An 18,004-nucleotide genomic window follows, 5' to 3' on the forward strand; every position below is an offset into this window, starting at 1 on the left:
TCTTGGGCATGGTGGTCAGCGCAGCGTCTCGACTAAGGTTGGTGCCGTGGCCAGATTGTCGATAAAGACGGTCATCGCGTAGCATGCGACGAGCAAGTCCATCACATATAGGATCAGCGGCTTCCAGCGGGCTGTGACGGGCGATGAGTCGCGGGATGAAAAGCTTTCGACGCGGGTCATATCGTGAAAAGACCTCGCCGAAAGTGTCAGCAATATCAGCATGTTGAAGAGTATGAACTGGCGCGGGCTGGCGCCGATAAGGCTGAAGGCGGCATTGCAGATGATGGCGCCGGCCCAGAGACGGGTGCGCCTGGCAAAACAGCGCCGCACGCATCTGAATGCGCCACCTGCGATTATGGCACGGCCTGATCGCCCATCGTAATGTTCTCGCAATGCCGGCCCTTATATTTCCGTCTCGATGAATTGAGGAAATCAGGATTCGGGGGTCGCGTGTGTGTTGTTATGTTGCGGCGTATTCTTTTAGTCATGCGCACCTGGGCGTCGCCAGCCGGGCCGTCATGAAGCTGCAACAAAATGTAACAACTCATAACACCGTTTCACATGCGAATCGGTATATTTGCCTCAGCTTGAACGAGAGGCAGCTTGATGCATTCAGACAATTCGCCGTCCCCTTCGCAGACCGATGTCCTGATCTGTCTGGATAATCAGCAGGTCGCTTCTCGCATCGGTTCCGTCCTGTCAGAGCAGGGGTTGACGGTGGCATCGATGCCGGCGACCGGCATTCAGGAATGGATCGGGCCTAACGGCTGCCAGGTGGTGATCACGCATACGGCGATGATTGGCCAGGTGCGCACGAGATTGAAGCTGCCGGTCGTGAACCTCGAAGCCTTCATCTTCGATCGCCCCGAACATGTCGCCGAGGGTGCCGCGCGCCAGTTCGATGGCGATGCGTTTATCAAACGGGTCTTCTCGGTCATGAGTGACGCGCGCAAGCGCAGTCCGCAATGATCCGCGCACAGCACTTCGGGCAATTTACAGCCGCAGCTGACTGACCTTGTCGAAGAAATGAAGGTTGGGCGATGACAGAGAGATCCGAACGGTCTGGCCCGGTGTGAGCTCGGCACGTTCTCTCATCACCCAGGTGAGTTCCTTGCCTTCCAGATCAAGCGCGACATGCGTTTCGGAGCCGGTTGGCTCGACGACCATCACGGTGGCAGAGGTGCCATCATCTGTGGCAAAGGCGATATCTTCGGGGCGAATGCCGACGATGACATCCCGATCTGCAGCCTGGGCAGGGGCGTTGGAGAGAGCGATGCGCGTTCCCGAGGACAGGGTGAGTGTCGGCGTGGCATCGCCTGTGATCCTGCCTTCGAGGAAATTCATCGCCGGCGAGCCGAGAAAGCCCGCGACGAACACATTCTTCGGGCGGTCGTAGAGTTCGAGCGGAGAGCCGACCTGCTCAACTTTCCCGCCTTGCAGCACGACAATCTTGTCCGCCATCGTCATGGCTTCGATCTGGTCATGTGTAACATAGACGATGGTCGTTTTCAGGCGCTGATGCAGGGCCTTGATCTCGGCGCGCATTTTCACGCGCAGCTTCGCATCGAGATTGGAAAGCGGTTCGTCGAAAAGGAACACCTTCGGATCGCGAACGATGGCGCGGCCCATGGCGACGCGTTGGCGCTGGCCGCCTGAGAGCTGGGCGGGCTTGCGGCCGAGCAATGGCTGCAGCCCGAGAATGTTGGCGGCCTCGCCGACCTTCCGGTCGATCTCGTCGCGCTTTGCGCCGGCCAACTGCAGTGCAAAGCCCATATTTTCCGCCACAGTCATCTGCGGATAGAGCGCGTAGTTCTGGAATACCATCGCGATGTCGCGATCCTTAGGCGGCAGGTCGTTGACGACCCGCTCGCCGATCGAGATCTCGCCGCCGGTAATATCTTCCAGTCCCGCTATCATGCGCAGCAGGGTTGACTTGCCGCAGCCCGATGGGCCGACGAGGATTACAAATTCGCCGTCCGAGATTTCGACATCGACGCCATGGATGATGTTGATCGCGCCGTAAGACTTCCTGACGTTCTTGATGGTCAATCCGGACATGAAATTCTTCCTCTAAATCAGTGCTTCTTACGAATGCGCAGCGCCTGGTAAGGCTTGCCCGGCAATTCGACGCCGAAGGCCGCATCCGCCTTGCCACCACGGACGATTGCGCCGTGGCGCGTCGGGTGAGGGATCGGCGCCTCCACCTTCTTGGCGGGCCTAATCGTCATTTCCCATGTGTCGATGATGTCGACGTCGTAATCCGTGCCGTCCTTGGGCAGCCCCGTCGACCAGACGACCGGCTGATGCTCGCCGAGATAGATGTAGCTGACATCACCATCGCGGGCGCCGGAGACGCGCGTCCAGGGCCATTCGCCGGCACCGGCCATCGGTTCAAGTCCGTTGACGACATCCTGCTCCAACAACTCCCGCAGGAAGCCGATGCGCTTCCACGCTTCGCCGCGAAGCTCGCCGCCCTTGGCCCACCAGATCAGATCGTCCGGATGCGAATAGGTTTCGCCATGGCCGGCATAGCCGCCACGCGTCGTGGTGATCCAGAAGCGATGCACCAGTTCCTGCGCGGTCAGATTGCCCCAGGACTGGATGATGTTGCCTTCATATTCCGGCTCGTCGTTGACGACGGGCTTGCCGTAGGCGTCGCGCCATTCCTGGGTCCGCTTTACATCCCAGTTCTGGATGCATGTATGCGTTACCCACGGCTTGCGATGATCGAAATTCATCGTCGCTTCGCCGTTATGGATGGATTTCAGGTGACCGTAAGGGTCGTTCTCTTCGAGGATATGGAAGTAGCGGTCCCATTGCGACATGGGCTTCGTATCGAGGAGGAAGTCATACTCGTTGGCAAGCGCCCACCAGACGTTGCGATAGGCGGCAAGGCGCGCCGCGAGATAGGCGACATAGCGGAAGTCCTGCTCGGCCGACATGTCGGAATAGCCCCAGCGATCATAGGGGTGGAACATGATGAGGTCGGCTTCGATGCCCAATTCGCAGAGAGCTGCGACCTGCTGCTCGAAATGGCGGAAGAGGATGGGATTGGGCCTGTCAAAGTCCTCCTTGCCGTTAGCGCCCTTTTCGAAGCAGGGGTAAAGCGGTTCGTTGACGTTGTAGGGATAATCCTTGGGGAATACACCCATGCGGATCTTGTTGAAGCGTGCCTGCTTCAAGGTCTCGAGTGTTTGCGCCTGCATATCGAGCGGCTGATGCGTCCAGGCGTAGCAGGTGGTGCCGAATGAGAGGAAAGGCTTGCCGTCGGCATAGGCGAAGTGGAACTTGTTGCGCACATGCACCGGACCGTGATTGCCCGACGACGGCGCGGTGGCGACGAAAGAGCCGGTCTTGTCATCAAGCTCCGTGGTTTTCGAGCGCGTGCGGAACGACCATTCCCCCTCGTTGTCGGGCATGAAACGAACGCGATAGGTGCCGTCGCCATCATAGAAGCCGGGTACGCGGACCTCCCGGCTGTGCTGGCTGAAAACGGCATCGAATGCCACATCGAGATAAGGATTGCCGCCCGAAGGGCCGTTGAAAGCCGCTTCGAAGACACCCCATTTTTCGACGGACGCATTGGACATGATATTCTCCTCGGAAGATCTATGAGTAGTTTGACTGTTCAGCCCTTGACGGCGCCGGAGGTAAGGCCGGAGACGAAGTAGCGCTGGAAGATCAGATAAACGATGGTTGCCGGCAGCACGGTCATGACGATGGCGGCGTTCAACTGCCCGTAATCATTGGAAAACTGGCCCTGGAAGGACATGAGCCCGAGAGGCAGCGTCCACATGTGCTGATCCTGCAGCAGCACCAGCGCCATCGCGAATTCATTCCATGTGGAGACGAAATCCAGGATGAGCAGGGCGGCGAGCACCGGCAGGCAGACCGGCAGGAATATCCGGCGGAAGATGGTGAAATGACTGGCTCCATCGATCAACGCCGCCTCGGACAATTCCTTCGGAATGCCCCGGAAGAAGCCATGCAGAATGAAGACCTGATAAGGTACACCGAAGGCGATGTAGGGCAGGATGACGCCCGGATAGGTGTCGATCAGGCCGAGTGAATTGACCAGCGTGAACAGCGGCGCCAGCATCACCTGAAAGGGGATCATCGTGCCGAAGACGACAAGAAGCAGCAGCGCCTTGCCGAACCGCAAGCGGATCTTGGCAAGAGCATAGGCCGCCATCGCCGACAGGATCAGCCCGAGCGGCACCTTGATGACGGTGATGATGGCGCTGTTAAGGAAGGCACTGGCAAAATTGCCTCGGCCCCAGGCGCTCTCATAGTTCCCGAAAGCAGGATTGAGCGGAGGCATGAAGGCGCCTGTCGTCGTCACGTCAGCCTGCGTTTTCAGCGAGGTGAAGACGATGAAGATGAAGGGGGCAAGCCAGATCAGCGCGACGACAAGCAGCGCGATCCACAAGGCGATCAGGATGGGGTCACGCTTGCGCTTTGCGACCGCAATGGTTTCGAAGTCGCCGGACACAGATGTTGCCGTCATTGCTCGGCCTCCTCATGCTTTTGCGTCCAGCGCAGATAGGGAATGACGACGACGATGGTGATGAGGAGCAGGACGACGGAGATCGCAGCGCCGCGGCCGAAATCGAAGATCTGCATCGCCTGGGTAAAGGCCCAGAGCGCCAGCATCTGCGTGGATTGCGCCGGCCCGCCGCCGGTCAGGCCATAGACGATATCGAAGGCTTTCAGCGACGAGATGACCGACAGCACCAGCACGATGGTGAGCGTGGTACGAAGTGCCGGCAGCGTGACATATCTGAAGATGTTCCATCGCCCGGCGCCATCGATACGCGCGGCCTCGACGAGCGTCTGCGAAACATTTTGCAGACCGGCGAGAAACAGCACCATGGAGAAGCCGACCGATTGCCAGAGATAGGCGACAAAGACGGAGTAGAGCGCGACGCTCTTGTCTCCGAGCCAATCCTGGATCCAGCTCTGCAGCCCCATCGAGGTCAGGATCTCGGTGAAAAGGCCGAAGAAGGGGTCGTACATCCACTTCCACATGGTCGCGACGCGATGGGCGCGATGATGACGGGAAGGTAGAAGATGGCGCGGAAGGTGTTGCGCGCGAAAATCTTCTGGTTGAGGCTAAGTGCCAGCAGCAGCCCGACGATCGGCGGAAAGACCACGCACATGATTGTCCAGATGACAGTGTTCCGGAAGGCGACCCAGAAAACGGGATCTTGCGTGAAAATATACTGATAGTTCGCCAAACCGACGAATGGGCGTTGGGGATCGAGGCCGTTCCATTTCTGGAAGCTCAGCACGACCACGTTCAACATGGGATAGAGCGCGAAGATCGCGTAGATCAGCATGGCCGGGGCGAGCAGGATCAATGCCTGGACGCGGGGATCATGGGTTCTGTTGCGGATTGACATTCTGATAGCTCCCGGCGCCGGCTGGCGCATGGGCACCGATGCGAGGGAAGCCGTCGACCGTGATCATTGATCCGGTCGGCGACCTCCCTCGAAGGATCAGGTGCGGCCCGAGATGAAGGTCTGCAGCTGCTTGGCAGCATCAGCCGGCTTGATATTGCCGGCTGCGACATCGTTGATCACCCGGAAATATTCGGTGGTGACGTCAAGCGGGAACGCCTGGTCACCGTTCATATAGACCTTGCTATAGGTCTTGAAGATATCCAGCCACTTTGCCTCCAGCGGCTTCTGGTTGGCATATTGGACGTTCTTGTTGACCGAGATCGAGCTGATCTGCCCGACAAGATCCTGCTGGACCTTGGTCGACAGGAAATAATCAAGGAACTTGGCGGCGAGGTCCGGATTTTTGCTCTTGGTGCTGACGTAGTTGTATTCGGCAAAGCCATAGAGCCGGTTGGTGTTCGTCGGGAACGGCACGACACCATAATCGTCGAGGTTGACGCCGCTGCCGCTCAGCTGGCTGACAAGCCAGTCGCCTTCCAGCATCATCGCAGCACGACCGGCGACAAATAGCGTATAGGACTGCTGGTTGCTGATGCCCATGAAGGGTTTCAGCGTGTAGTCACTGGTCCATTTGGCGAATTCGGTAAAGGCGTCGGTCGCGCAGGGTTCCTTGGTCCAGTCGGTCTTCATTGCCATCAGCGCGTCGTGCTTGTCGGCGCCGCATTTGGTTTCCAAGAGCACGTCCATCAGGCGCATGACATGCCAGTTGACCGAACCGCCAAAGGTGAAAGCCGGAATGCCGGCGGCCTTAAGCTTCTCCGCGTCGGCAAGCAGCTCTTCGTAGGTCTTCGGCGCCTCAGTAATGCCAGCCTTCTGGAAGAGCTTCTTGTTGTAATAGATGGCCTCACCCTTGAAGGTGAAGGGAACGCCATGCTTGCCGCCCGGATAGAGATCAGCAAAAGCGGCTGCCGACGGGAGCAGCTCGTCGCTCCATTTGTACTGGGTGTAATATTTGTCGAGCGGCAGCGACAGGCCGGCCTTCACATATTCGCCGCCGAGACCGAGACCGGCCCAGCTGAAATAGATATCCGGACCTTTGCTGGAACCGGCGGCCACGCGAAGGGCGGTCTTGTGTTCATCGACGCCACGCTGGACGATCTGGATATGGGTACCGGGATTGGCGGCTTCGAAGTCGCTCGCCACCTTCTTGAGGGCGGTGTTGGCGCCGCCATTGTCAAAATTCAGCGTCCATAGCGTCAGGTCTTCTGCAGCGGCATTGGTTGCCGCCAGCGCTGCCGCGGCAATCGTAACCGCGCCGAACCAACGCGTATATCCATAGCTGATAGCCATCTCCCATCCTCCTCCGAGCAAAGCTGAGGGCGGTTTTGGCAAATAGTTGTCAACATGTCAACTGGTATGATGAGTTCATCATCACTATGGCGAGAAATGCGCATGCAGGCACGAGATCACGACGACGGCCGAAGCGGCTCCTGGGTCCATATGGCCCAGGGCGCGGTCACCAAGTCGGGATGAGCGGCCTTTTGCGGCAATCATCCCCTTGGTTGCTTCCGCTCCCGCATTTCCGGCCTCCAGTGCGGCGGTCAGGCAGGCGGCAAGAGGCTGGCCCTGATCACGGGCAGCTCGGCAAGCCGCTGCGGCAGGCGCCCAGGCATCGACCATCGTCTTCTCGCCGACCTCGGCCTTGCCGCGGTCTTGAATTCCCTTGGCGAAGGCCGCAATGATCTCGACCATGTCGTCATCGTTCAAAGACGTTTTGCCCTTCGCGGATGCTCCTGCCCGCATGAGTGCGGTTGCATAAAGCGGACCGGAGGAAGCGCCGACCGCGTTGAGGAATGATTTCGCGGCCGTATTGAACACGATCGTCGGATCGGCCGTTGCATCCAGCTCAGAAACGGCCTTGGCAGCGGCCGCGAAGCCAAGTTCCATGGCGATACCGTGATCCGCATCGCCGATCACGCCATCCAGCTCGCAGAGGCGATCTTTTTCACGCTCCATCGCCTCGGCAATATCAGTAAACAGCGATTTCAGGTCCTCCACGGTCACAACAGTCATTGCAGAGCCTCGCCGGAGCGGAACATCGCGCAATCGCAGGGATGGTCGATCAGTCGCTGGAGCTCGTCATCGAGATGCATCAGCGTGATCGAGGCGCCGGCCATTTCCAGCGAGGTGCAATAGTTGCCGACCAGCGACAGATGGATAACCAAGCCCGCATCGTCGAGCATCAACTTCACCTTGCGCATCAGGATGTAGAGCTCCATCAAAGGTGTCGAGCCCAACGAATTGACGAGCACGGCAACGCGATCGCCGCGCGCGGGTTTCATCTCGTGCAGTATCTTGCCGAGCAGTTCGTCCACCACCTCATCCGCCGGTTTCAGCGGGCCGCGCGCAATGCCTGGTTCGCCATGAATACCCATGCCGATTTCCATTTCATCGGCCCCGAGTTCGAAATTGGGCTTCAAAGTCTGCGGCAGGGAGCAGGGGGAGAGCGCGACGCCCATCGTAAACGTCCGCTCATTGGCCCAGCGCGCAACGCGTTCGACCTCGTCGAAGCCATACATCATATCGCAGGCGGCACCCGCAGCCTTGAAGACGAAGACATTCCCCGCGACACCGCGACGCCGCTCTTTCTGCTCCGGTGATGCGGAGGCGATATCATCGGTCGTGACGACCGTGCGGACCTCGAGATCATCCATGGCAAGCATTTCTGCGGCCATGTCGAAATTCATGACGTCGCCGGCATAATTGCCATAGAGGAACAGTACGCCGACGCCACCGTCGACGGCCTTGGCACATTCGATGATCGGGTCGGGCGGCGGCGAGGCAAAGACGTTGCCGATCGCGGCTGCGTCGGCAAGCCCCTTGCCGACGAAACCGAGAAAGCTCGGCTCATGTCCGGAGCCGCCGCCGATGACCATGCCGACCTTGCCGGGTCGCGGTCCGTGCTTCGCCACGATCGAGCGTGGCGATCCATCGAGGGCGCGAAGGTGTCGGGGATGGGCTGCCAGGATGCCCGCCAGCATCTCGTCGACGGCGGCCGCACCCTCGTTGATCAATTTCTTCGTCTTCACGCCGGTCCTCCCAAATCACTGCGATTGTTAGGACTAACATGCGCGTCTGCGAGTTCAGGTCAATCCATCAAACTCACGGAAGCCACCTCATAGGCTCGCAGCGTAAGGATGTCCTTTCCGGGGTGATCAGCGAGGCGAAGGGCTCCGAGCTCGATACGGCGCGGCGCAGGGGTGATGTTGACCAGATGCAATTCTCGTTGCGTGTCGGTGCGCGCGGTGACGAAGGCGAGCACGGAGGATGGGTCGGACGACAGGCACTCGCGCCAGCGGCCGCCGGCAAGACGGGCAAGCGTCGCGATCGAGTCGAAAATCGGGCGATTGGCGCCTGCTGGCGACGGCTCGTTGTCGCCGGCGATGAGGCCGAAAGGTCCGGTCAGTGCGGAAAGCGTCAGGCACTCCAGCTCGGCATCAAGCACGCGAGCGGCATAGCCGAAAGCGAAAGCTTTGCCGAAGCGGGCATTGTGGCGGGGGTCCGCATTGGCCATGGCAATGCGTGCGCCGCCAGAATTGTCCATCGTCCGGCTGCCATAGGGGTTCTGTCGCATGGGTATGGTCGAAGGGCCGATGCGATAGGGCCTGTTGCCATAGATGGCGCGCACCGAACGTGTGATGAAGGGCAATGCCTCCAGCGTCTGCATGACGCTGAGGTCATCGGCCGCGTGCACGATGGGATTGGTGCAATGAGTAATGAAATCCAGCGGTTCTGCGGGAACGCGCTTACGGTTGAGTTCCGTGAAATAGCTGAGCATCCCGCCGCCCAGACGCATGCCGGGAAAGGCTGCATGTGCGGCCGAATAGACCTCCTCCAGCGGTGGGCATTCCGGCCATTCGCTGCCCGGCGGGGTCGATTGCCGGTCGACGGACGGTGAAATAACAATTGCATCGGGGTCGAAGTTGGCAGCGTGCATCCAGGCCGCGATTTGGCTTGCTTCAACGAGCGGCGTCTGGCGGCACGGCAGCGCGATTTCCAAAGTTGATTTGCCGGCGTGAAGTGCCGCTATGGCAGCGAAGGATTTAAAGGCTTCACCGCCATGGCCGGCATTCGGATCGAAGTGGAACAGCAGTTCCTGTGCCGCGATCTCGGCGAGCTTGTCGCGAGCCCTGAGCGTCGCAGCCGCTTCCTCCGGCGTGATGGTGAACCCGATCGCAGGCATGATGCCTGACCTTGCCGTGAGGCCAAGGCTGATCGGCGCTGTATTTTCGGAGGGAGGGAGCGGGTTTGCCGGTGAACGGCTCATCTCGCCGACGGTCAGCACAATACGTTGCCGCACCGGCTCGCCCGCCGTTATTTGGTAAGGCCATGGCAAGGCGAGGGGACGGACATACGTCTTATAGGACGCATCCGACCAGTTGCGCTGGTCTTCCATTTCGAAAGTGTCGCCCTCCATGCGGCATTCCGCCGTGACACTCGGCGTGACGCGATGGGTGATCGCGCGCATATCCTTGAAGGGCTGCCACGGGTCTATGAGGTCCGGGAAATGCGTATCTTCGCGAGTGCCATCGACGTGCTCGATCGACACTGGCATACCCGCGACGCCGACGATTGGATGCAGGATGCAGAAGCCGCAGCGGTTCGTTTCAAAACCGGCCGCAGACAGGGCTTCCGTTTCGAAGATCAGAGGCTCGCCCGCCTGCGCGGCGATCCGTACGTCAACGACAAGTTCGGTATCATCCGGCCCCGTGTAGCGGGCCAGATAGCTGACCGAGAAGCCGTTCGGCTGTTGCTGTATGCGCAGATCTTCGACGTATGGAGCGTAGGTGCCCCAATCTCGATCGCGCACGAGATAGGAGATTGCGCGGAGCACCTCGGCGCCGCCATAGCTGATGCTGCGCAGGTTGCCGTTTTTGAAGTCAACGACAAGTTTGCCGGCCGTCAATTGAAGCGCAGGCGTTTCGGCTTCATGCGTGCCGTACAGCGGAAACGGATCGATGTCCGTCGTCATCGCAGCATTGCTCCGATATCGACGGCATGTCCGCCAGCCGCACTCTCATAGGCTGCTTCGACAAGTGCCAGGGTCTTCAGATTGTCGGCGCCTGATGTCGAGATCTCCCCGCCATCGGCCAGACGATCGGTCCAGTGTTGCTGGATCGCCAGAACGCTCTTCTGGATGTTATGCCATGGGCGTGAAGCCCAAGGGAGAAGACGAGGTGACGCGTCGGAAACGATCAGCCCGTCAGGACCATTGACCTCCAGGCGATAGCCCTGGGAAAGCCGGATCGTGCCCTTCGTGCCATCAAGCTCGATCAGCGTTTCCGGAAATGGTTCGGTTGCGAGCTTGGTGGCATAGCTGACATCGACGATCGATGTCGCCCCGCTTTCGTGATCGAGCAGGATGGTAGCGACATCTTCGCCTTTGATCTTCGGATTGACCCGCTTGATGCGGGCCGTCAGCGAGCTGACGTCACCAAGGACGAAGCGGGCGATATCGAGCGTGTGGATACCGAGATCCTCAATGATGAAACGCTCGCCTTCCGCCAGATATGGCTGGCCGGAAAAGACGTCGTAGCCCGAGCGGAAGGAAAAACGGCCCCAGAAGGGCTCGCCAATTGCCCCGGATAACAGGACGCTCTTCACTGCTTGAATAGGCGTCTGCCAGCGGAAATTCTCATGGACCATAAGGGGAATGCCGGCTTGTGCGCAGGCTTCCACCATTGCCTTCGCATCATCAAGCGTCTTTGCAAAGGGCTTCTGGCAGATTGCCGGTATCTTGTGGGCGGCGGCCATTTCCACCAGCGCGCGGTGGCTTTGCACTGTCGTCGCGATATCGACGAAATCGAAGCCACCATCGGCAAACATCGCGCCGGCATCGGCATAGCGGTGCTCGATGCCAAACTGGTCGCCGACGATCTTCAGCCGCTCGGGATTGCGGTCGCAGATCGCAACGATATGGGCACCGTCGACGTTTTGCCAGGCGTGCATCTGATTGACCGCGAAGAAGCCGCAACCGATCAAAGCGCCCTTGATGTCTGTCATGTCAGCCTGCCTATGTCATTTGCATTCATGTCACTCAGTTTCGTCGCCTCCTTCCGGGTGCGAAACACGCGCAGTTCCCGACAAGGCGATAAAGGGAGGGCCAGAAGCCCTCCCTCGGATGTCATCAGGTAATGCGCTGGATGCTGGCGGCGATTTCCTGTGGTTCGAAGACATTTTTCCAGTCATCGCGCATCAAGGCGGGGATGCCGAACTCGATTGCCTTGTTGCAGGCATCGGAGAATACACCGTCGACTTCCTTGAAGATCACCGCGCCGAGCACGTTCATATGACCAAGCAGAAAGTCGCGGGCGGCTTCCGCCGGCACGCCGCGGGCAACGCATTCATCCATCGCCTGACGCATGACGACAAGCAGGGATGCGCAGACCGTCTCGGAAAGGCCGGGCTCCAGCATCGCCATCTGCTCGACGGTGACACGGTGCGAGCGCATGACCGGCGCCCAGATGACCTTGGCGATTTCCTCGCCGAGCGTATAGGCGCTTTCCGGTCCCTGCATCAGAGCCGAAACGATGTGCTGCTTGGCGAAGAGGCCGCCAAAATGGTCCTTCTTCGCCTGCATGTCCGTTTCATCGTTGAAGATCGGCGGGTGGCAGGGGTGGGTGACGAAATAGGTGAGGTCTGCGCGCTGCGGCAGATGGCCGGCAAAGGGCGCGGCGGCGTCGAGAGCGACGACCATCGTGCCGGGCTTGAGCTTGTCGACAATGCCGGCGGCAACCTTGCCGATCGCCGTATCCGGAACCGCAAGGATGACCACATCAGCGCCATCGAGCGCCGCGTCCGCCGGCACGCAATCAATGGCAAGATCGTTCTTCAGGCGCGCTTTGCCAGCGTCGCCGACCTCGACATGGCGCACGTCGAAGCGCGAGCCTTTCAGATTCTTGGCGAGCCGGTAGCCCATTTTGCCGCCGGCGCCGAAAAGAGCAATTGCAGTCATGATAACACCTCGTTCACGTTCAAATCGTGATATCGCAACTGGTATAATGAGTCAATGAGTATGCCAATGTGTCGGCCAGAAAATGGCGCTTCCGCCTACGAACCTCTGCCGTCGCGGATCTGCGCGAAGTAATCATCAGTCCCGACCTGTCCACCCTTGAGGGCAATCTGCAAACCGTTTGTCGGTGCGTAGCTGCCATGCGCAGTGCAGAGCGGTGATCCTGGGGTTTGCGGCAATGGCAAAAGGGTGGTGAGTGCCTCGACGCGCAGTTCCTGTAATGCGTGGCTCGAAGTATCGCCGCCGGCGATAACGGCGCGGCCGAGACCTTCCTGTTCGATCAAGCGCCGGAGGAGGATGCCAAGAGCCTGCCCGAGGCGATGGCGAGCGCCGGGAATGCGATCGATATCGCCGCCTCGATCAGCCGAAGGCCCAAGGGCGGTATGGAGAATGACGCTTCGGCCTTTCTTCAGGCTGGCAGCGCCAGCATTGGCTGCCATCTCCAGCGCGATCTCGGCATTTTCGCCCACCAACTCCAGCGGATCGACGGCGATTCCTTCGAAGCCCTCTGTTGTCGCCCGGCGAATTTGGCGCTCTGTCGTGGGGGAGACGCTGCCGGAAACGACGGCGAGGCGCTCGACTTTGCCGGGCTGCTGGAATTCCGGCTTCGGTCCGATCAGCCTTTCGTCGCGCCAGGCGTTCAGCAGGGCATATTCGACCCCGGAAGAGCCGGCGACGAAGGCGTTGCCCTTGCCTTTGAGGCGCCATAGCTGGCGGCCGGCGGCTGCCTGTGTTTCCGGGCTAACGACGTCCATGAGCAGGATGCCGTCACCCTCCCTTGCAAGCCCATCGATCCGCTCATCGGCGTCCGGGGCCACCATGGTCGTGAGATCGGCGAGGCTAACGGGCAGGGATGTCTGCTTGCGGAGATGAATAGCAAGATCGGCCTCGTCCATCGGGGTGACCGGGTGGCGGCTCATGACCGGATGGCGGTCGATGCGGAAGACCTGGCCCTGATAGGCGGCGAAGAGATGGCCGAAGGCGGTATAGCGCCTGAGCTGCGGCGCGCCGACGACGACCGGAACGGTCGAGGGATTAAAGAGCGCCCTGCCGATTTCGATAGCCTTGCCGATATTGCCGATCTTCGGGTTGGAATCGAATGTCGAGCATACCTTGTAGTGACAGATCGAGGAGTTCAGGCTCTTCAGCCATGAGAACATCGGCCTCAGATTACGTTCCATCCATTCGGGCGTCTCGCTGCGGCTGGTGCCGGCGATGCCGATGGCGCGGCAATCCTTGAAACGCTCCAGCATGGCGCCGCTCGGAATGCCGAGAAACAACACGGTCGGCACGCCGTTCGAAGCCAGTGCCTCCATCACATCGGTGGAGCCCGTGAAATCATCGCCATAATAGCTGAGAAGAAGATTGGACATTGCGCTCAGGCGTCCTTGCCGTCACTGAATTTTGCGATCGAAGCGGCAAGCTCAGGATGATCCCTCGCGTAGTCCTCAAGCGGAATGTCAGAAACGGCGGCCTGCCACGCCTGCTGGATCGCACGAACGCCGGCTGCCGGTCCGAAGGGATGGCTGACGATGCCTCCGCCGCAGAGATAGAGGAGATCCGTGGTCCGCCCGGTGCGCTGGTAGGTTTCCGGCGCCTGGCCTCCCCACTGGCCTGAGCCGGCCACGGGCAGGGGGCAATCGGATTGATCGAAAAGCGGCGTGCTGATGGCCTTGAAGGACTCGACGAAGCTGTCGTCGGGCTCCCAGTATTTGACCCGAATGCCATTGATCTGGAATTGGTCGACGCCGAGCAGGCGCCAGAACTGCTGGTAGACTTTGAAATCCATGCCGGCGCCCGGATGGCGGGTGAGCACGTCCCAGCCGTTGCGATGGGCGTGCAATACCAGCGCGGAGCGTTTGCGCAGAAAACTCATGCCGCCGAAGCCGACTGAGTTGATGTTGACGACGGCGCAATTGCCGCCGGCCTTCAGCACCAGATCATGGTTGCGCATCATCTCGTCGGGGTCAGCATGCGAAATACCGAAAGCGTACATCACCTTCTTGCCGGTCTTCTGCTCGTGATCGCGGATCAGCGGCATGATCGCCTCGACACGTTCCTTCAGCGGCGAATAGGCCGGGCTCATGAGCTTCTCGTCGTCCTTGATGAAGTCGACGCCCGAGCCGATCAACTCGCTGACGAGCGCTGCCGTCTCCTGTGGCCGCAATCCCAGCGCCGGCTTGACGATCGTGCCGATGATCGGGCGGCCGCTGACGCCGGTGAGCCGCATGCTGCCGGCAACACCGAATTGCGGACCGGGATGGGCATCGCGAAAGACTTCCGGCAGCTTCATATCGACGACGCGGATGCCGGTCATGCCCTTGATCGAATAGACACCGCCGATGGCAATCGTCATCAGCGCCGCAAGATCCGTGCCGATGGCATCGAGCGGAAAGGCGATATCGACATCAGCCCGACGGATGGGGCCGTGACCTTCCGCGACCTCGGGCCATGTCGGCCGCGCAGCGTCAGCAAGTGGACGGATCGCGATCACTCGTGCGGCAACGCGCGCCTTGAGTTCTTCCGTTTCGCCGGGAACTGCAACGAAGGTGCCGGTGGATTGATCGCTGGCAATCTTGCTAGCCATCGCCTCGATGCTGCCCGGTGTTTCGATGCGATAGGTGATGGTAATGGTCATAAGTGGCTGATAGCTCCTTGCGCCGACGATTTTCGCGTGGCGTAAACTGGTAATCTGGTATAATGAGTATCCCAACTTCTGCAACGATTTTTTTGTTCGATAGCCGGCAAGCTGTTCCGTATGGGCTTCCGCCGCACCAAGCAAAAATGCATAAGGGAGGCAGAGCTTTGAGCAAGCGGGGTTCCATGGGTCAGCCAGCCGAACAAATTGTACGCCGGAAGCTTTCCGATGAAGTCTTCGACCGGTTGGAGCGGTTGATCACATCGGGAGAACTTAAGCCGGGTGATGAAATGCCATCGGAACGTGTCCTTATGGAGCGTTTCGGCGTTGGCCGGCCGGCGATACGCGAGGCCATGCAGTCACTTGCCAATATGGGGCTGGTGAATATCTCCCACGGTGAGCGGGCAAAGGTGCTGCAGCTCACGGCACAGTCGATTTTCCGCCAGGTGGATCTGACGGCCAAGATCATGCTGTCGCAGTCGTCTGACTCTCTGGAGCATCTGAAGAGCGCGCGTATCTTCTTTGAACGTGGCATGGCGCGCGAGGCAGCAGCGCGCGCAAGCGAAAAAGATGTCGCTGACCTCAAGGAAATCATCGAACGTCAGCGTGCCTTCCTCGGCCACGCCGAGGAATTCATCGCAGCCGACATGCAGTTTCACACACGCATCGCCCAGATATCAGGCAATCCGATCTTTGTTGCCGTCAGCGAAGCCATGCTGGCCTGGCTGAAAGCCTACCATACGGACATGCTGATCTGGACCGGCAAGGAGAAGTTCACGCTGGTCGAGCACGAGGAGATCCTCGGGCGGCTCGCTGAGAACGACGCCGATGGCGCCGAGGCAGCGGTGCTGAAGCACCTGGAAAGATCGCGCGCGCTCTATACCAAATAGACATAGTCGGCTTGACGCGGCCGCCGTGCTACTTTCGGCAAGGCGCGTATATCTGTCGCAATTCCTCCTCAATCCTCGTGGAATCTCGGGAAATAAATAAGAGGTGTGTGATGATCAACTTCATCCAGCGGAATATGGCGCTCGTCCTGGCTCCGGTCATGACGGCGCTCGCCATAGCCATCTATAATTTGATGTGCCTTCTGATCAGGCATCATCACACGATGCTGCATGATCTTCATCGTGCAATCGGCGCCATCGTCCTCTTCATCGGATTTTATGGCATCATCCGTTACATGCAGTCGCTGCCCGAGGACGACAGCTAGGATTCCATCGATCTTTGGAAAATCGAGCGGCGCTCCTTAACGAGCGGCGTAAGCATTATCGACATGATCTCGACGGGACGGAGAAACGGAGATGCCTGACCTTGCGCTCGGCGCCCTGACCCGAAACGGAACTGTTCTGCTCGCAAGGCGAGGTCCCAGGCGCAAGGTGCATCAAAATTGCTGGAGCCTTCCGGGTGGCCACATTGAGGATGGCGAAGGCGCTGAAACCGCCATGTGCCGAGAACTGATTGAAGAAATAGACGTGACGCCAGAGCACTGGCAGCTTCTCGGGAGATTTGTTTCAAAGGGCCTATCCGAGACATCCGCCACTTTCCATGTTTATCATGTGGATAGATGGCACGGAGCCCCAAGTCTCATCGGTGATGAACATATAGAGCTCAGATGGTTTTCTGCTGCCGCGATAGCGTGCGAAACCGGGTTGGCGCCGACTGAGCTTGGCGAAATGCTTCGCAATCTGCTCGCGAGTCAGACAGCAGCGGCTGGTTAGGCTCCGTAGCAATTATAGCGTCAGGCCGGCTCAAAGACCCCTGAGTCTCGGATTCCATCGGCCGTTCGAAAATAAAGCCGGTAATTTCAGATAGAGTTCAGCCTTCCCACCTATCCTCCGCCTCGATTCTTGGTGCGGGATCGGTAACGCATTCGACATGTGCGGCCGCTAACGTGCCAAAAATTGTTTCGCAGCAAGGTTCATCGCGCCATTCCGGCGCTAAGCCCCCACTTAAGAACTGAGGATATCGAAACGTGGCTGATGTTTGTACACAGGGCGTAGACACGGGCTTTGTCGCCCTGGGCTATGCCAAAATTGCTTTTCTGGGTGTCGTGCAGGGATTGACGGAGCTCCTGCCGATTTCGTCCACCGCCCATATGCGCCTGGTGCCGGCCCTGCTCGGCTGGCAGGATCCTGGTTCGGCGTTTTCGGCGACTATGCAGCTCGCCGCGCTGGCGGCGATTGTCTCTTATTTCTGGAGCGACGTCCGCTTTGTCACCTTCGGGTCGCTCGACGCCGTAAGAAGCAGGAATTGGCGTTCACCCGCAATAAGGCTTGCGGTTGCCATTATCATCGCCACGATCCCGATCGTGATCGCAGGCCTGCTGCTGTCGTCTTCGCTGAATGCCTGCGGCACGTCGTTTCGCAGCCTGTGGGTTATCGGCATTGCCTGCCTTGTGATGGGCATTCTTCTGGCTGTTGCCGAACTCTACAGCCGCCACAGGAAGAACATCGAAGAGATGACCCTGGTCGATGCCCTGTTTGTCGGCATCACCCAGGTCGGCGCGCTTATACCGGGCGTATCGCGCTCGGGCTCGACTTTGACCGGCGCGCTTTTCCTTGGCCTGCAACGTGATGAGGCTGCGCGGTTTTCGTTCCTGCTCGGGCTTCCGGCTATCGCGCTTGCCGGCTTGAAGGAGCTGTTCGAGCTCTACAAGGCCCATATTCCGATGGAGGCATGGTCTGTCCTGCTCGTCGGCCTCATTGTCGGCAGCATATCGTCCTTCGTGACCATCTGGGGCCTGATGCGCTTCCTGGAGCGCTTCTCCACCTGGCCTTTCGTGATCTACCGCGTCGTACTGGGTGTCGTCATCCTCTTCGGCGTGCTGACCATGGGCTGGGCCTGATCGTCCATCCAGAGATGGAGGCGGCGACCATGGGTCGTCGCCTC

Annotated in this window: 17 protein-coding genes and 1 pseudogene; 5 read left to right on the forward strand and 13 right to left on the reverse strand. The window is 59.5% G+C overall.

Annotation, left to right across the window (positions count from 1 at the left end):
- Positions 1–15: 15 nt before the first annotated feature.
- A complete protein-coding gene (locus BSK43_RS28930) occupies positions 16–330 on the reverse strand; it encodes a hypothetical protein (RefSeq protein ID WP_077468166.1) in 315 nt (104 codons plus the stop codon).
- Between the two features lie 276 nt (positions 331–606).
- Between BSK43_RS28930 and BSK43_RS28935 the strand changes: the two genes are divergently transcribed.
- Positions 607–969 carry a hypothetical protein gene (locus BSK43_RS28935; RefSeq protein ID WP_077468167.1) on the forward strand — a complete coding sequence of 121 codons (363 nt, stop codon included), beginning with the start codon at positions 607–609 and terminating at the stop codon, positions 967–969.
- A gap of 24 nt (positions 970–993) precedes the next feature.
- Here BSK43_RS28935 and ugpC read toward each other — a convergent pair whose 3' ends face one another.
- The 12 genes and pseudogenes from ugpC to oiaX all read right to left on the reverse strand — a co-directional run bounded on the left by ugpC (position 994) and on the right by oiaX (position 15,112).
- Positions 994–2,058: a sn-glycerol-3-phosphate ABC transporter ATP-binding protein UgpC gene (gene ugpC / locus BSK43_RS28940; protein ID WP_077468168.1), complete on the reverse strand. Its 1,065-nt coding sequence runs from the start codon at positions 2,056–2,058 to the stop codon at positions 994–996.
- Positions 2,059–2,075: 17 nt separating this feature from the next.
- Positions 2,076–3,590 (reverse strand): DUF5060 domain-containing protein, encoded by a 1,515-nt coding sequence (locus tag BSK43_RS28945; protein ID WP_077468169.1) that lies wholly within the window; start codon positions 3,588–3,590, stop codon positions 2,076–2,078.
- A gap of 38 nt (positions 3,591–3,628) precedes the next feature.
- Positions 3,629–4,507 carry a carbohydrate ABC transporter permease gene (locus BSK43_RS28950; RefSeq protein WP_068392716.1) on the reverse strand — a complete coding sequence of 293 codons (879 nt, stop codon included), beginning with the start codon at positions 4,505–4,507 and terminating at the stop codon, positions 3,629–3,631.
- Positions 4,504–5,402 (reverse strand): annotated as a pseudogene (locus tag BSK43_RS28955) (sugar ABC transporter permease). Before BSK43_RS28955 ends, BSK43_RS28950 begins: the two are co-directional and overlap by 4 nt.
- A gap of 96 nt (positions 5,403–5,498) precedes the next feature.
- Positions 5,499–6,752, reverse strand: coding sequence for an extracellular solute-binding protein (locus BSK43_RS28960; protein ID WP_077468170.1), 1,254 nt, complete (start codon positions 6,750–6,752; stop codon positions 5,499–5,501).
- A gap of 84 nt (positions 6,753–6,836) precedes the next feature.
- Complete coding sequence (dhaL, locus tag BSK43_RS28965; RefSeq protein ID WP_077468171.1) at positions 6,837–7,475, reverse strand: dihydroxyacetone kinase subunit DhaL; 639 nt, start codon at positions 7,473–7,475, stop codon at positions 6,837–6,839.
- Positions 7,472–8,491, reverse strand: coding sequence for a dihydroxyacetone kinase subunit DhaK (locus BSK43_RS28970; RefSeq protein ID WP_077468172.1), 1,020 nt, complete (start codon positions 8,489–8,491; stop codon positions 7,472–7,474). The genes dhaL and BSK43_RS28970 overlap by 4 nt, the downstream gene beginning before the upstream one ends.
- Positions 8,492–8,550: 59 nt before the next feature.
- A complete protein-coding gene (locus tag BSK43_RS28975; protein WP_077468173.1) occupies positions 8,551–10,434 on the reverse strand; it encodes a hypothetical protein in 1,884 nt (627 codons plus the stop codon).
- A complete protein-coding gene (locus BSK43_RS28980) occupies positions 10,431–11,465 on the reverse strand; it encodes a Gfo/Idh/MocA family oxidoreductase (protein ID WP_077468174.1) in 1,035 nt (344 codons plus the stop codon). Before BSK43_RS28980 ends, BSK43_RS28975 begins: the two co-directional genes overlap by 4 nt.
- 124 nt (positions 11,466–11,589) lie before the next feature.
- A complete protein-coding gene (locus tag BSK43_RS28985) occupies positions 11,590–12,417 on the reverse strand; it encodes a phosphogluconate dehydrogenase C-terminal domain-containing protein (protein WP_068392700.1) in 828 nt (275 codons plus the stop codon).
- Positions 12,418–12,512: 95 nt separating this feature from the next.
- Positions 12,513–13,847 carry a four-carbon acid sugar kinase family protein gene (locus tag BSK43_RS28990; protein ID WP_077468175.1) on the reverse strand — a complete coding sequence of 445 codons (1,335 nt, stop codon included), beginning with the start codon at positions 13,845–13,847 and terminating at the stop codon, positions 12,513–12,515.
- Between the two features lie 5 nt (positions 13,848–13,852).
- Positions 13,853–15,112: a 3-oxo-isoapionate-4-phosphate decarboxylase OiaX gene (gene oiaX, locus BSK43_RS28995; protein WP_077468176.1), complete on the reverse strand. Its 1,260-nt coding sequence runs from the start codon at positions 15,110–15,112 to the stop codon at positions 13,853–13,855.
- 185 nt (positions 15,113–15,297) lie between these two features.
- Here oiaX and BSK43_RS29000 point away from each other — a divergent pair, with 185 nt between their 5' ends.
- From BSK43_RS29000 to BSK43_RS29015, 4 genes are all read left to right on the forward strand, one after another.
- Positions 15,298–16,002 (forward strand): transcriptional regulator NanR, encoded by a 705-nt coding sequence (locus BSK43_RS29000; RefSeq protein WP_077468177.1) that lies wholly within the window; start codon positions 15,298–15,300, stop codon positions 16,000–16,002.
- A 110-nt stretch (positions 16,003–16,112) separates the two neighbouring features.
- Positions 16,113–16,325, forward strand: a complete 213-nt coding sequence (locus BSK43_RS29005) for a hypothetical protein (RefSeq protein WP_077468178.1) — start codon at positions 16,113–16,115, stop codon at positions 16,323–16,325.
- A 91-nt stretch (positions 16,326–16,416) separates the two neighbouring features.
- A complete protein-coding gene (locus BSK43_RS29010) occupies positions 16,417–16,833 on the forward strand; it encodes an NUDIX domain-containing protein (RefSeq protein ID WP_077468179.1) in 417 nt (138 codons plus the stop codon).
- Between the two features lie 254 nt (positions 16,834–17,087).
- Positions 17,088–17,960 (forward strand): undecaprenyl-diphosphate phosphatase, encoded by an 873-nt coding sequence (locus BSK43_RS29015; protein ID WP_077468180.1) that lies wholly within the window; start codon positions 17,088–17,090, stop codon positions 17,958–17,960.
- Positions 17,961–18,004 lie beyond the last annotated feature (44 nt).

It is taken from the genome of Rhizobium sp. P44RR-XXIV (genome assembly GCF_001999485.2).
Taxonomy (GTDB): domain Bacteria; phylum Pseudomonadota; class Alphaproteobacteria; order Rhizobiales; family Rhizobiaceae; genus Rhizobium.

Bases quoted from the DNA above. Each gene is read 5' to 3' on its own strand.
- BSK43_RS28935 (WP_077468167.1), top strand. From the start codon at position 607: ATGCATTCAGACAATTCGCCGTCCCCTTCGCAGACCGATGTCCTGATC.
- ugpC (WP_077468168.1), bottom strand. From the start codon at position 2,058: ATGTCCGGATTGACCATCAAGAACGTCAGGAAGTCTTACGGCGCGATC.
- BSK43_RS28945 (WP_077468169.1), bottom strand. From the start codon at position 3,590: ATGTCCAATGCGTCCGTCGAAAAATGGGGTGTCTTCGAAGCGGCTTTC.
- BSK43_RS28950 (WP_068392716.1), bottom strand. From the start codon at position 4,507: ATGACGGCAACATCTGTGTCCGGCGACTTCGAAACCATTGCGGTCGCA.
- BSK43_RS28960 (WP_077468170.1), bottom strand. From the start codon at position 6,752: ATGGCTATCAGCTATGGATATACGCGTTGGTTCGGCGCGGTTACGATT.
- dhaL (WP_077468171.1), bottom strand. From the start codon at position 7,475: ATGACTGTTGTGACCGTGGAGGACCTGAAATCGCTGTTTACTGATATT.
- BSK43_RS28975 (WP_077468173.1), bottom strand. From the start codon at position 10,434: ATGACGACGGACATCGATCCGTTTCCGCTGTACGGCACGCATGAAGCC.
- BSK43_RS28980 (WP_077468174.1), bottom strand. From the start codon at position 11,465: ATGACAGACATCAAGGGCGCTTTGATCGGTTGCGGCTTCTTCGCGGTC.
- BSK43_RS28985 (WP_068392700.1), bottom strand. From the start codon at position 12,417: ATGACTGCAATTGCTCTTTTCGGCGCCGGCGGCAAAATGGGCTACCGG.
- BSK43_RS28990 (WP_077468175.1), bottom strand. From the start codon at position 13,847: ATGTCCAATCTTCTTCTCAGCTATTATGGCGATGATTTCACGGGCTCC.
- oiaX (WP_077468176.1), bottom strand. From the start codon at position 15,112: ATGACCATTACCATCACCTATCGCATCGAAACACCGGGCAGCATCGAG.
- BSK43_RS29000 (WP_077468177.1), top strand. From the start codon at position 15,298: ATGGGTCAGCCAGCCGAACAAATTGTACGCCGGAAGCTTTCCGATGAA.
- BSK43_RS29005 (WP_077468178.1), top strand. From the start codon at position 16,113: ATGATCAACTTCATCCAGCGGAATATGGCGCTCGTCCTGGCTCCGGTC.
- BSK43_RS29010 (WP_077468179.1), top strand. From the start codon at position 16,417: ATGCCTGACCTTGCGCTCGGCGCCCTGACCCGAAACGGAACTGTTCTG.